Below are 11,918 nucleotides of genomic sequence, written 5' to 3'. Positions count from 1 at the left end.
GTGAGGGGTTCTCCCCCCGTCGTTCAGTCCTCCCTGCGGCCGTCCACGCGCCGCGGCAGCCCCAGCGGGTTCGCGTCACGCAGTTCGGGCGGCAGCAGCGCCTCCGGAGCGTCCTGGTAGGCGACCGGGCGCAGCCAGCGCTCGATGGCCGTGGCCCCGACGGAGGTCGAGGTGGACGTCGTGGCCGGGTACGGCCCGCCGTGGTGCTGTGCGGGTGCGACGGCGACGCCCGTGGGCCAGCCGTTCACCAGGACACGGCCCGCCAGCGGCGTCAGGGCGGCGAGCAGGCGTGCGCCCTGGCCGCCGTCGCCCGCCGCTTCGGCGCCGCTGAGGTGCAGGGTGGCGGTGAGGTTGCCGGGCAGCCGGGAGAGCGCGGCGGTGACCTCGTCCTCGTCCCGGTAGCGGGCGACGACGGTCACGGGTCCGAAGCACTCCTCAAGCAGCAGCTCGTACTGCGGGTGCGAGAGCTTCTCCGCCGGGACGGTGAGAAAGCCGGCGCTCACCGAGTGCTCGTCCTCGCCCGCGCCCGCGGGTACGGGCGAGGCCACGCCGTCCAGTTCGGCTCGCGCGCTGATTCCGGCGACGAACGCCTCCCGCATACGGGAGTCCAGCAGCGGGCCCTGCGCCGACTTGCTCACGGCGCCCCTCAGGGCTTCCAGCAGGCGGTCGCCGGCCTCGCCCTCGGGCGCGAGCACGAAGCCCGGCTTGGTGCAGAACTGGCCGGTGCCCATGGTCATGGAGCCGGCGAGCCCTTCACCGATCTCCTCGGCACGCTCGGCCGCGGCGGCTCCGGTGACGACGACCGGGTTGAGGGAGCCGAGTTCGCCGTGGAAGGGGATGGGCGTGTGCCGTGCGGCGGCGGCGTCGAAGAGGGCACGGCCGCCGCGTACGGAGCCGGTGAAGCCGACCGCCGTGACCAGCGGGTGCTTGACGAGTTCGACGCCGGCCTCGAAGCCGTGCACGACGCTCAGCACGTCCTCGGGCAGGCCCACTTCGGCTGCGGCGCGCCGCAGCGCGGCGCCCGTCAGCGCGGACGTCGCCGGGTGGTCCGGGTGTGCCTTGACGACGACGGGGCAGCCGGCCGCGAGTGCGCTGGCGGTGTCGCCGCCGGGCACGGAGAAGGCGAGCGGGAAGTTGGACGCGGCGTACACGGCGACGACGCCCAGCGGGATCTTGTAGCGGCGCAGGTCTGGGCAGGGTGGCGTCGCGTCCGGGTCCTTGTGGTTGATGGTGACGCCGAGGTACGCGCCGTCCTCGATCTCGTCGGCAAAGGCGCGCAACTGCGCCTGCGTGCGGGCCAGTTCACCGGTCAGACGGGGCCGTCCGAGGGCGGTCTCCGCATCGGCGGTGGTGATGATCTCCTCGCTCGCCGAGCCGAGTTGCCCCGCGGCGGCGCGGAGCAGCGCGGCGCGCACGGTGCGGTCGGCGAGCGGCTCCCTGGCGGCGTGTGCCGCCCGTACGGCCGTGTCCACCTCGCCGGCCGTCGCCTCCGTGCCGACCTGTTCGCGCTGCTTTCCGGTCCGGGGGTCGACGCTCCACACTGGTGCTGCTGCCACCGCGATTTCCTCCTGCCACGTGCTTGTCTCCGCAGAGAGGCCGTTCGATATGCTGAACATCATCTCTGTCAGTGAACCTGCCGGGGAGCCTATGAGCGCCACAACAGAGGGGTCAAGGACGATGTCAGCTGGCGAGACGGGTGCATCGCAGGTCAAGTCCGCCGTGCGCACTGTGGAGCTGCTCGAGTTCTTCGCGGGAAGGCCGGGGATGCACTCCCTCGCCGACGTCCAGGAAGCGGTCGGGTACCCCAAGTCCAGTCTCTACATGCTGCTTCGCACCCTCGTCGATCTGGGCTGGGTGGAGACGGACTCCACGGGCACAAGGTATGGCATCGGCGTGCGCGCCCTGCTGGTCGGCACCTCCTACATCGACGGTGACGAGGCCGTGGCCGCGGCCCGGCCGACCCTCGACCGGCTCTCCGACGACACCACGGAGACCATTCACATGGCGCGGCTCGACGGCACGAACGTCGTCTATCTCGCCACCCGCCAGTCGCAGCACTATCTGCGTCCGTTCACGCGCGTAGGGCGCCGGCTGCCCGCGCACTCCACGTCCCTGGGCAAGGCACTGCTGGCGACGTACGACGACGAGCAGGTGCGGAAGATGCTGCCGGAGACGCTCTCCACGCTCACCGAGAACACCCTCACCGACCGCGAGGCGCTCATCGAGGAGCTGGCCCTCGTACGTGAGCAGGGCTACGCCGTCGACCGCGAGGAGAACACGCTGGGCCTGCGCTGCTTCGGCGTCGCCATCCCCTACCGGACGCCCGCGCGGGACGCCATCAGCTGCTCGGTGCCGGTCGCGCGGCTCACGCCCGCGCACGAGCAGATGATCAAGGACGCGCTCTTCGACGCCCGCGACCGGCTGACACTGGCGACGCGGCGGCTGTGAGTCGACGCGGGCGGCTGTGAGGCAGGGCCGCGGCCGCGGCTAACGTGTGGGCATGGCTGAGCTGTTGCACATCACGGAGCGTTCCGTGTGGGAGGCCGCCCGCGCGTCCGCATCCGGCACGTACGAGATGTCCACGCGTGGCCTCACCCTGGAGGAGGTCGGGTTCATCCACTGCTCGCAGCGGCACCAACTGCCGCAGGTGGCACAGATGTTGTACGGGGGACGGGATCCGGCGGATCTGGTGGTCCTCGTGATCGACAGCGAGCGGATCTCCGCGCCGGTGCGTTACGAGCCGCCGGAGCCCGCAGCAGTCTGCGCAGAGGCCCCGGGCGACGCAGGCGGTGCGGGCGGCGCGGAGGGTGCGGAGGGTTCGATGGGCGCGGCGGCCGGCCGGAGCGGGTTGTTCCCGCACATCTACGGGCCGCTGCCCGTCCCCGCGGTCGTCGCCGAGGAGCCGTGGACCTGGGAGGCCCCGGAGGGCTGACGCGTGCGGCGGCGGTGCGCCCGTGCGGTGTACGGCCGCAGGCGGACCACGTCCCTCACTCCGCGCCGCCCGCGGCCGTACGGCCCGCCGGCCGCAGCCCCGCAAGCCCCGCAGCGGGCGGCGGCACCCCACAGCCACCCGCGCGGGGCCGTCCCCCCGGCTCAGGAGGCCGCGGCGCCCCTCTCCCCCTTCTGCACGGGCTGCACAGCGCACTGGTCGGAGAAGCCCTGACCGGCGAGACCGAGGGCAGCGTTGATGCGTGAGCGGCTGTTCTCGACGGCGACCATCGCGGTCAGCTCCACGAAGGCGCTCTCCCCCAGCCTCCCGATGAGGGCCTCCGCCATCTCGTCGGTCACCGTCGGCTCGGTATCCGTCATCGCCTCGGCGAACTCCATGACGAGCAGCTCCAGTTCGGTGAAGCGCTCGCGGTGCTCCCGCCAGGCCGGCACGTACTGGATCTTCTCCATCGGCATGCCCAGGTCTTCGGCGAGCCAGTAGCCGAAGTCCACGCACCAGGAGCAGCCGATGCGGGCGGCGGAGACCATCTCGGCGAGGTGCTTGAGGCCAGGATCAAGGTCGCGCCACTTCGCGATCCGGGACTCGTACAAGAGGGTGGCGCTCAGCACCTTGGGGTTGTGTGCGACGGCCCTGACCGGGTCCATGGCCTTGCCGTACTTGCGGCGGGAGTACCACTCGGCGATGCGAAGCGAGATGCCTCGTGGCGGATCGAGCGAGATGCGTGCCATGGCTGGCGCTCCTTCGTCCCTTGGTTCCAGGTGTCCGTGCCGGACCGGGGGCTGTGCTCCGGCTGACACCTGTACGACGGGACGAGCCGCGCGGATGTGACACGCGCCGGTGGGGTCACCCTGCCGGGTTCCCGGAACCGGCGTCCGCGCCGATGCCCCGCAGGGCCTCCGCCACGGCTGCGAGGTCGGAATCCGGGGCCAGCCCTCCGTGGTAGAGCCGCAGCTCGTTCGCGCCCAGGGCGCGGGCGTGGGCCGCGTCCTCGGCGAGGGTGTGCGGGGAGCCGCCCATGCCGGAGACGACGGTGAAGTTCGCGGCGACGGTGAAGGCGCGCGCCCCGGCGTCCCCGCCCGCGCCTTCGTGCCCTTGCCCCCGGGCGGCGCACGGCCCGAACGGGCCGAGCGCACCGGCGCGTTCGGCTGGGCCGCCGGTGCAGGGCACCACCACTCCGTCAACGTCCTCGACGGCCTCGGCGGGCGCGATGCCCGCGTTCGCACCGAGCCGGTGCGGCGCCGGGTCGGCGTGCAGCAGCACGCGGAATCCATGCCCGGAGTCCCGACCGGCGTCCTGGCCGGAACCCTTGCCGGAACCCCGACCGGAACCCTTGCCGGCATCCTGGCCGTCCCGCACCGGGCCCTGACCCACCCCGGCCCGCTCCGCCGCCGCGCTCCGTACCGCCGCCACGGCTTCCCTCCGCAGGCGGCGCGCCGCCTCCCCCCGCCAGGACGCGAAGACGGCGGCCGCGTCGTCGCCCAGCAGCTCACGTACCCGCGCCCACTCCCCCTCCCGGGCGCCGCCGGCGGCGTCCGTCTCCGCGTCCGTGTCCGGCCCCGCACCGCTCCACACCGGCTCCAGGGCGCCGGCGACGCGGGCCCGCAGCTCTTCCGGATCGGCGCCGAGCGCCGCGTACCCGTCCCGGCACACCTCGCAGAAGCACAGCGACATCAGGTACTGGGCTGCGCCGCCCAGCCGGACTCCCCCGGTCTTGTCGTGCGCGTGCAGATGCGCCCAGCCGTACCAGCCGCACGACTCCAGCTCCGTACCGCTGGTGTGGGGCCGCACCGCGGCCTCCCCGGCCAGGGTCACGGCGTATTCGCGCACCTCCGGGCGTGCGATGCACGGCGCCCAGGGATAGCGGTCGCCGTACGCGTTGCGGACGGTGACGTGCCCGTGCTCCTCGCCGAGGCGGGAGTTGTGGGCCAGCACGACCCAGGAGTGCACCTCCAGTCCGGCCTCGATCAGCGCGCGTGCCGCCTCGCCGTACGCGCCGCCCGGATCGTCGCCGTCCACCCACCCCTGCTCGTACGGGCGCAGTCCCCGTCCGCTCCAGCGCTCAGCGCCGGGCGGATAGAGCACCGCGGAGTGCCGCGCGGTGACGACGCGGTGGCGCGGATGGCGCGGCGTGAGGGCCCGGACGGAGTGATACGCGGAGGCCAGGGTGACCTGCTGGACGCCGAGGGCCGCGAGGCGCCGCGGCGCCCCGGGGTCGCCCACGACGTCCCACGGGTAGAGGAACGCGCCGGCGCGCATCAGCGGGCGCCGCCGTCCGCACCCGGCGTCGCGCCGCCCCCGGGCCCGTCCGCCGGCCCGTCGTCCGAAACCAGCGCGAGGCCCCGCTCGATCAGCCCGGCCAGCTCCTTCACATGCGCGGCGGAGGGTTCGGACAGCGGCGGACGCACCTCGCCCACGTCCAGCCCGCGCATCCGCACGCCGGCCTTCACCAGCGAGACGGCGTAGCCGCGGCCGCGGTCGCGCAGCTCGACCAGAGGGCGGAAGAAGCCGTCGAGCAGCCGGTTCACGCAGGCCTCGTCGCCCGTGGTGAGCGCACGGTGGAAGGCGAGGGCGATCTCGGGGGCGAAGCAGAAGACAGCGGAGGAGTAGAGGGTCACGCCCAGACTGCGGTAGGCGAGACCCGTCTGCTCGGCGGTGGGCAGTCCGTTGAAGTAGCGGAACGAGTCCGCCACTTCGGCAGGCACCTCCGTGCGGACCGTGCTGATGATCCGCTGCATCAGATCGAGGTCGCCGTGACCGTCCTTGAGCCCGATGACGCCCGGGGTGCGGGCGAGCCGCGCGACGGTGGACGGCGCGAAGAGGGCGTTGTCCCGCTGGTAGACGATGACGTCCAGGGAGGTGGCCGCGGCCAGCGCGGTGTAGTGCCTGAGCAGCCCCTCCTGCGAGGGGACGACGAGATAGGGCGGCATCGCCAGCAGGCCGTCCGCGCCCGCCTCCTCGGCGAGCGACGCGAACTGGCGGGCGAGCGCCGTGCCGTAGCCCGCGCCGGCGACGACGGGAACCCGGCCCTGCGCCTCGTCCACCGCTGCGGCCACGCAGTCGCGGAACTCCTGCGGCGTGAGCGCGTGGAACTCACCGGTGCCGCAGCAGGCGAAGACGGCTCCCGCGCCCGCGTCCAGGCCCCCGCGCACGTGTGCGCGGAACACGTCGAGGTCGAGCCCGCCGTCGGGCCCGTAAGCGGTCACCGGAAAGAAGAGCAGCCCTTCCAGCCGGTCGGCGAGCGGCCGGCTCTCCGGTGCCGCCGCACCGGACGAGGCGGCCGAGGAAGCTGAGGAGGACGAGGCGGGTGAGGTCATTGCGCGCTCCTGCTCGGGGCGGTACGGAGGCGAGTCACGGCGCCGCACCGCCCGCACCTCCGGGTGATCGTACATCCGTACATGTTTCTGATCTGCGTCTATATTTCTGAACGAGTCAAACGTTAGGCCAGCTCGCCCGCACGGGTCAAGGCCGCACCGTGCGTCCGCCACCTCGTCAGGCGACCGCCACCGAGGGTTGCGAGCCCTGCCCCGCCGTCCTTGACGCCGCAGCCCGGACCTCCATAGCGTGTCTCCATATATGAACCATGTCTATGGACGGAGAATGCGTCGATGTCCGCTCCCCGCACCGTCCTGCTCACAGGCGCCGCCGGCGGCCTCGGAACCCTGATGCGCGGCCTGCTTCCCCGGTACGGATACCGGCTGCGCCTGTTCGACGTCCGCCCCGTCGAGGGCGAGCCCGGCGCCGTCACCGCGGACCTCGCCGACACGGCCGCCCTGCGCGAAGCCGTACGCGGCGTGGACGCGGTGATCCACCTCGCGGGGATCTCCCTGGAGGCACCCTTCGAGAAGATCCTGCACTCCAACATCGAGCGCACCTACCGGCTCTACGAGGCCGTGCGCGAAGAGGGCGTGCGCCGCGTCGTGTTCGCCTCCTCCAACCACGCGGTGGGCTTCACGCCCCGCCCGGCCGACGGCGGCCCTCTCATCCCCGTCGGGACGCCGCACCGCCCCGACACCTACTACGGCCTCTCCAAGTCCTTCGGCGAGGACCTCGCACAGCTCTACTGGGACCTGCACGGCATCGAGACCGTCTCCGTGCGCATCGGCTCCTGCTTCCCCGAGCCGACCTCCGTGCGGATGCTGTCGCTGTGGCTGAGCCCGGCCGACGGCGCCCGCCTCTTCCACGCGGCTCTGACGGCGACGGACGTACGGCACACGGTGGTCTACGGCTCCTCGGCCAACACCCGCCTGTGGTGGGATCTCTCGTCCGCCCGCGCGCTCGGCTACGAACCGCGTGACGACTCCGAGCCGTACGCGGCCGAACTCATCGCGAAACAGGGGGAACCGGACCCGGAGGACCCCGAACACGCCCGTCTCGGCGGGCACTTCTGCACTCGGCCGCCCATCTGGCCGCACTGAACCAGCAGTCGGGGGGCATGATGGACCAGAACCGATCACGCAGGTCGCCCACGGGGAGGGCCCACCATGAACTTCATCGCAGACACCGACCCGGAATCCGCCCTGTCGGGGCTCATGGACTCGGGGCTGCTCAGCTGGCTGATCCTCGGTCTGATCGCGGGCACCGTCGCGAAGGTCATCCTTCCGGGACGCGACCCGGGCGGCCTGCTCGGCACGATCCTCATCGGCATCGCCGGCGCCTTCATCGGCGGCTGGCTCTCCTCCACGTTCCTGCACCGCTCGGTGGACCGTGACTTCGTCGACCCGGCCCTCTGGGTCTCGGCCGTCGCGGGTTCCCTGGTGCTGCTCATCGGATACAGGATCTTCTTCGGCCACTCCCGGGAACGCCGCCGCTGAGGGCCGCCGGCGTCCCCAGCCGCTGAACGGCGGCCGGTCAGCCGCCCCAGCCCTTCCCCGTACGGTCCTCGAACACATCGGTGTCGGACGGCAGTACGGGCGTGTAGCCGGAGTCGAGCAGCCGGGGAAGGAAGTCGCGCAGCGCGGCGACCGTCTGCGAGCGGTCTCCGCCCCCGTCGTGGGCGAGCAGGATCGACCCCGGGCGCACGTTCTCCAGAACGGTCGAGGTGACCTCTCGCGCGCCGGGTTCCTCCCAGTCGCACGTGTCCACCGACCAGCCGAGCGGGCTCATGCCGAGGGAGGCAGAGATCCCGAGGGCCCGCTTGTTCCAGTCGCCGAAGGGGGCGCGGGCCAGGGCCGGTGCCTTGCCCACCGCCTCCTCGACGACGTCGCAGGTGCGGGCGAACTGCTCATGTATCTCGTGGGAACGCATCCGCGTCAGCAGCGGGTGGCTCCAGGAGTGGTTGGCTATCTCGTGACCGGCGTCGGTTATGGCCTTGAGCAGCCAGGTGTGGGCCGACGCGTCGCTGCCTATGACGCAGAACGTGGCCTGCACACGGCAGCGGCGCAGCACCTCCAGCACCTGCGGGGTGTAGACGGGGTCGGGCCCGTCGTCGAAGGTCAGGGCTATCTCGCGCCGGCCGGAGTCCAGCGTGTGTGCGACGGACGTGCTTCCGCGCACCTTCGGGCCGGCCTGACCCGCCTCCGGCTGCAGCCGGTAGGACTGCGGGCGCGCCGCCGTCCGCGAGTGGCGCATCGAGTGCCGGGCGCCGCTTTTCGCGTCCGCGCCGGAGGAGCCGGATCCGCCCCCGGCGGCGTGCGCGCGGTTCGCGGCGCAGGCGCCGGCTATGAGCATCCCGCCGAGGAAGACGCGTCTGGTGTTCATGCGTGTCTCAGATGTCATGCGGGACGTACTGCCACGCCGGAGCGTAGTCACACGTAATCAGACAGTGATTTACCAGGATTCCACCCGGCTGCCGCACTACGCCTCCGGCCCCGGCGGAAGCCCGTCTGCTATTGCGGGAGCCGCGGGACCGGGCCGTCCTGGCAGCCCTCCCGTACGAGGGCGCTGCGGGCCATCGAGCGCGCGGCGGCGACCGGCTCGGCCACGACGTGCAACCCGCCCAGCACCGTCGCCCCCTCGTGCAGCAGCACCAGCTCGTCGGCGAGCCGGCCGGGTTCCCCGGCACCGGCCTCCACCGTCAGCTCCCGCAGGAACTCCCGCAGCCAGCGCTTCTGTCCGGCGATCACCTCCCGGCCGGAGTGCTGCGGATCCGGCAGCTCCGCCGCCGCGTTGACGAAGCCGCAGCCGCGCGGGTTCTCACGGCGCATCCACTCCTCCAGTGCGTCGAAGGTGCGCAGGACGCGCTCACACGGACCCGCGGCACCGTCCGAGCGCACCTGCCCGGTCAGCCACTGCCGCCAGCGCTCGTCACGCTCTCTCAGGTACGCGGCGACCAGGGCCTCCTTGGAGCCGAACCGGTCGTAGAGGGTCTTCTTGGTGACACCCGCCTCCTTCGCGATCAGGTCGACCCCGACGGCCGTGATGCCGCGCCCGTAGAACAGCTCCGCCGCCGCGTCCAGGATCCTGCGGGCTGCCGGCGTGAGCTCCGCCGCCGTCTGCGTCATGACGTCTCCCTGCACCGCTTGCGGTAAACCGATCTGTTTAGTTCACTCTATACCCAGCGAGGTAAACAGATCGGTTTACCTCACGGCGGGACGACGCTGACTGACGGGAGCCACCAATGCCACCTGCGATGCGCACGCACCTCACCGGCGTCGGGCTCGTCGTGATGTGGAGCTCCGGCTTCATAGGCGCGGAGCTCGGCACCCGGCAGGCCTCTGCGGACACGCTCCTGATGTGGCGCTTCCTGACCGCCGCCGCACTGCTGGGGGCAGTCGCGCTCGTGCTTCGGCGACGGCGGCGGACCGCGCGGAAAGGTACGGAAACCGAAGGGGCCGGTCGCGACGGGCGCCGGCTGCCGCCGCGCGCCCTGGTGGAGCAGTCCGTGATCGGTCTGCTCTCCCAGGGCGTCTACCTCGGCGCGGTCGTCTGGGCGGCGGGCCTGGGCGTGCCCGCCGGAACGTCGGCGCTGATAGCCGCCCTGCAGCCGCTCGCCGCCGGTGCCCTCGCCGGCAGGCTGCTCGGTGAGACGGTCACCCGGCGCCAGTGGGCAGGGCTCGCGCTGGGCCTGGCCGGGGTGGCGGCGGTCGTACGGGACGACCTCACCTCGGCGTCCGCGACGCCCCTCGCCTACCTGCTCCCCTTCGCTGGAATGGCCGGGCTGCTGGCCGCCAGCTTCCTGGAGCGCCGTGCCCGCCACCGGGTCGGCGCTCTCGACGCGTTGCCGGTGCACTGTCTGGTGAGCGCGGTCCTCTTCACGGGGCTCGCCGCCGGCGCCGGCGAGGGGCACATGACTCCGCCGCTGACCGGCGAGTTCTGGCTGGCCGTGGCCTGGGTGGTGGTGCTCTCCACCTTCGGCGGCTACGGCTTCTACTGGCTGAGCCTGCGGCACAGCGGCGTCACCCGTACGAGCGCACTGATCTATCTGACGCCTCCCACGACGGTCGTCTGGGCGTACGCGATGTTCGGGGAACGCCCCGGCCTGTTCGCCGTTTCGGGGATGGCGGTCGCGGTGCTCGGGGTGGTCGTCGCGGTGCGCACCCCCGTACACGGCCGCCCCGTTCACGGGCGGGAGCGGTGGCGGGCACAACCGGCACCAACAGGGGCACCGGCAAAGGAACCGCAAAGCACGGCCGCTCGTTACGACCGGCATGACGGCAATGACTCCCGGCTCGAACCTCCCGCTCAGCACGGCCCAGGTGGCGGTGGAGGTGACCGCACCGTCCCGCCTGGACGTCTCAGGACTGCTCCTCGGCGAGAACGGAAAGGTCCGCTCCGACGACGACTTCGTCTTCTACAACCAGCCGGCGGCACCCGGCGTGACGCACAGCAGCGGTGCCGCTGACGCCATCACCGTCGACACCGCGAAGGTGCCGGCCGATGTGCAGAAGGTCGTGGTCACGGCGAGTCCCGACGCTCCCGGCGCCTCCTTCGCGGGGATCGAGCCGACCGCCACCGTCCGCGACGCCTCCACGCGGGAGGTGATCGCCACATTCACTCCGCCCGCCCTCGGCAATGAGACGGCGCTCGTCGTCGTCGAGGTCTACCGCCGCGGCAACGACTGGAAGGTCCGTGCCGTGGGCCAGGGCTACGCCAACGGACTCGGCGGCATCGCCACGGACTTCGGCGTCAACGTGGAGGAACCGGCCGCACCGGTGGCCACCCCGGCACCCGCCCCCACTCCCCAGGCGCCCCCGCCGCCGCAGGCCCCGCAGGCCGTTCCGGCTCCCCCGCCCACTCCCGCGGCACCGGCCCCGCCGCCCGCGGGCAGCGGCAAGATCAATCTCGACAAGGGCAAGGTGAACCTCCAGAAGAACCAGACGGTCTCGCTCACCAAGGGCGGCCGTCCCGTGCTCAGCAGCGTCCGGATGGGCCTGGGTTGGGAGCCCGTCTTCCGTGCCGGCGGCCGGGCCAAGGAGATCGATCTGGACGCGTCCGTCATCGCCTACGACGCCAACCGCAAGAAGGTCGACGCCTGCTATTTCGGCAAGCTCGCCATCCTCAACGGCGTCGTGCAGCACTCCGGCGACAACCTCACCGGAGAGGGCGGAGGCGACGACGAGGCCATCACCGTCCACCTGGGGAACCTGCCGCCCCAGGTCAGCGGCCTGGTCTTCACCGTCAACTCCTTCTCGGGGCAGAAGTTCACCGAGGTGGCCAAGGCGTACTGCCGTCTCGTGGACGCCGCCACCGACCAGGAGCTGGTCCGCTTCGACCTCAGCAACGCCGAGCCGCGCACCGGGGTGCTGATGTGCAAGCTCGTACGGCAGTTCTCCGGCGAGTGGGACATGACGGCGCTCGGTGAGTACGTCGACTCCCGTACGGTCCGCGGCATGGTCAAGCCGGGCGGCGCCGCGCTCTGAGCCTCAGGCCCTGTCCGGACGGTCTCCTCGGGTACGCGAAGACCGTCCGGACAGGGCCTAGCGCCGCGAATCCGGGGTACCGCAAGGGCACGGACACACGAGTGCGCGTACGCCCCGCGGGCCCCGGTTCGCCGTGCCCGGCTCGCGGCGGTCCCGGCCGCCCGGGGCCG

Annotated in this window: 12 protein-coding genes; 6 read left to right on the top strand and 6 right to left on the bottom strand. The window is 72.4% G+C overall.

Annotation, left to right across the window (positions count from 1 at the left end; all coding sequences use genetic code 11):
* Positions 1-23: 23 nt before the first annotated feature.
* Positions 24-1,556, bottom strand: coding sequence for an aldehyde dehydrogenase (NADP(+)) (locus tag ACSMXX_RS26355; RefSeq protein ID WP_473181169.1), 1,533 nt, complete (start codon positions 1,554-1,556; stop codon positions 24-26).
* Positions 1,557-1,677: 121 nt separating this feature from the next.
* On the opposite strand from ACSMXX_RS26355, the gene ACSMXX_RS26350 reads away from it, so the two are divergent.
* Both ACSMXX_RS26350 and ACSMXX_RS26345 read left to right on the top strand, forming a co-directional pair.
* Positions 1,678-2,448 (top strand): IclR family transcriptional regulator, encoded by a 771-nt coding sequence (locus tag ACSMXX_RS26350; protein WP_473181168.1) that lies wholly within the window; start codon positions 1,678-1,680, stop codon positions 2,446-2,448.
* Between the two features lie 52 nt (positions 2,449-2,500).
* Entirely contained in the window at positions 2,501-2,932 is a 432-nt protein-coding gene (locus ACSMXX_RS26345; RefSeq protein ID WP_473181167.1) for a DUF952 domain-containing protein, read from the top strand.
* 161 nt (positions 2,933-3,093) lie between these two features.
* Here the strand turns inward: ACSMXX_RS26345 and ACSMXX_RS26340 are convergent, their stop codons facing one another.
* From ACSMXX_RS26340 to ACSMXX_RS26330, 3 genes are all read right to left on the bottom strand, one after another.
* On the bottom strand, positions 3,094-3,678 hold the full coding sequence (locus ACSMXX_RS26340) for a carboxymuconolactone decarboxylase family protein (protein WP_473181166.1): 585 nt from the start codon (positions 3,676-3,678) through the stop codon (positions 3,094-3,096).
* 115 nt (positions 3,679-3,793) lie between these two features.
* Entirely contained in the window at positions 3,794-5,206 is a 1,413-nt protein-coding gene (locus ACSMXX_RS26335) for a hypothetical protein (RefSeq protein ID WP_473181165.1), read from the bottom strand.
* Positions 5,206-6,264 (bottom strand): 5-dehydro-4-deoxyglucarate dehydratase, encoded by a 1,059-nt coding sequence (locus tag ACSMXX_RS26330; RefSeq protein WP_473181164.1) that lies wholly within the window; start codon positions 6,262-6,264, stop codon positions 5,206-5,208. The genes ACSMXX_RS26335 and ACSMXX_RS26330 overlap by 1 nt, the downstream gene beginning before the upstream one ends.
* A 291-nt stretch (positions 6,265-6,555) precedes the next feature.
* Between ACSMXX_RS26330 and ACSMXX_RS26325 the strand changes: the two genes are divergently transcribed.
* On the top strand, positions 6,556-7,365 hold the full coding sequence (locus ACSMXX_RS26325; protein WP_473181163.1) for an NAD-dependent epimerase/dehydratase family protein: 810 nt from the start codon (positions 6,556-6,558) through the stop codon (positions 7,363-7,365).
* 66 nt (positions 7,366-7,431) lie between these two features.
* Positions 7,432-7,761 (top strand): GlsB/YeaQ/YmgE family stress response membrane protein, encoded by a 330-nt coding sequence (locus ACSMXX_RS26320; RefSeq protein WP_473181162.1) that lies wholly within the window; start codon positions 7,432-7,434, stop codon positions 7,759-7,761.
* A gap of 37 nt (positions 7,762-7,798) precedes the next feature.
* Here the strand turns inward: ACSMXX_RS26320 and ACSMXX_RS26315 are convergent, their stop codons facing one another.
* Positions 7,799-8,665, bottom strand: a complete 867-nt coding sequence (locus ACSMXX_RS26315; RefSeq protein WP_473181161.1) for a polysaccharide deacetylase family protein — start codon at positions 8,663-8,665, stop codon at positions 7,799-7,801.
* Between the two features lie 110 nt (positions 8,666-8,775).
* Positions 8,776-9,390, bottom strand: a complete 615-nt coding sequence (locus tag ACSMXX_RS26310; RefSeq protein ID WP_473181160.1) for a TetR/AcrR family transcriptional regulator — start codon at positions 9,388-9,390, stop codon at positions 8,776-8,778.
* A 116-nt stretch (positions 9,391-9,506) separates the two neighbouring features.
* Between ACSMXX_RS26310 and ACSMXX_RS26305 the strand changes: the two genes are divergently transcribed.
* Complete coding sequence (locus tag ACSMXX_RS26305) at positions 9,507-10,730, top strand: DMT family transporter (RefSeq protein ID WP_473181159.1); 1,224 nt, start codon at positions 9,507-9,509, stop codon at positions 10,728-10,730.
* Positions 10,615-11,748 carry a TerD family protein gene (locus tag ACSMXX_RS26300; protein WP_473184981.1) on the top strand — a complete coding sequence of 378 codons (1,134 nt, stop codon included), beginning with the start codon at positions 10,615-10,617 and terminating at the stop codon, positions 11,746-11,748. Before ACSMXX_RS26305 ends, ACSMXX_RS26300 begins: the two co-directional genes overlap by 116 nt.
* Positions 11,749-11,918 lie beyond the last annotated feature (170 nt).

The organism is Streptomyces sp. DSM 116795, assembly GCF_055792905.1.
Note: the sequence above shows the minus strand (reverse complement) of the source record. Positions and strands in the feature narration are given on the sequence as shown.

Coding starts and splice junctions, on each gene's coding strand:
- ACSMXX_RS26315 (WP_473181161.1), bottom strand. CDS start 8,665: ATGACATCTGAGACACGCATGAACACCAGACGCGTCTTCCTCGGCGGG.
- ACSMXX_RS26350 (WP_473181168.1), top strand. CDS start 1,678: ATGTCAGCTGGCGAGACGGGTGCATCGCAGGTCAAGTCCGCCGTGCGC.
- ACSMXX_RS26335 (WP_473181165.1), bottom strand. CDS start 5,206: ATGCGCGCCGGCGCGTTCCTCTACCCGTGGGACGTCGTGGGCGACCCC.
- ACSMXX_RS26320 (WP_473181162.1), top strand. CDS start 7,432: ATGAACTTCATCGCAGACACCGACCCGGAATCCGCCCTGTCGGGGCTC.
- ACSMXX_RS26305 (WP_473181159.1), top strand. CDS start 9,507: ATGCCACCTGCGATGCGCACGCACCTCACCGGCGTCGGGCTCGTCGTG.
- ACSMXX_RS26345 (WP_473181167.1), top strand. CDS start 2,501: ATGGCTGAGCTGTTGCACATCACGGAGCGTTCCGTGTGGGAGGCCGCC.
- ACSMXX_RS26330 (WP_473181164.1), bottom strand. CDS start 6,264: ATGACCTCACCCGCCTCGTCCTCCTCAGCTTCCTCGGCCGCCTCGTCC.
- ACSMXX_RS26310 (WP_473181160.1), bottom strand. CDS start 9,390: ATGACGCAGACGGCGGCGGAGCTCACGCCGGCAGCCCGCAGGATCCTG.
- ACSMXX_RS26340 (WP_473181166.1), bottom strand. CDS start 3,678: ATGGCACGCATCTCGCTCGATCCGCCACGAGGCATCTCGCTTCGCATC.
- ACSMXX_RS26325 (WP_473181163.1), top strand. CDS start 6,556: ATGTCCGCTCCCCGCACCGTCCTGCTCACAGGCGCCGCCGGCGGCCTC.